At 49.2% G+C, this 260-nt stretch carries 1 protein-coding gene; it reads right to left on the reverse strand.

Annotation, left to right across the window (positions count from 1 at the left end; translation table 11 throughout):
* Positions 1–61 precede the first annotated feature (61 nt).
* Positions 62–260, reverse strand: a 199-nt coding sequence (locus tag HJY11_RS13635) for an aminomethyltransferase beta-barrel domain-containing protein (RefSeq protein WP_368041616.1), incomplete at its 5' end; no start/stop codon positions are given.

Raw genomic sequence — 260 nt, forward strand, 5'->3', positions numbered from 1 at the left:
TGAAGAAAAATACGTGTGCATATGGTAATCTGCTTTTATCATTATGGTTCTCCTTTTCGGATCAAAGGATCCGTCCTCCTCCCAGAATATAACCGTCACCATAGAGGACAAGAGCCTGCCCCGGCGTCACCGCCCGCTGTGGTTCTTCAAAGGTGCAGGTGATCTCATCCGGCCCGGTCACTTTCAAGGAACACCATCCGCCCCGATGATTATAGCGAATTTTGGCAAACAGCCTGCTGCCTTCCATCTCATCAAAATGT

Source organism: Bittarella massiliensis (ex Durand et al. 2017), assembly GCF_017566145.1.
In the GTDB taxonomy this organism is placed as follows: domain Bacteria; phylum Bacillota; class Clostridia; order Oscillospirales; family Ruminococcaceae; genus Bittarella; species Bittarella massiliensis_A.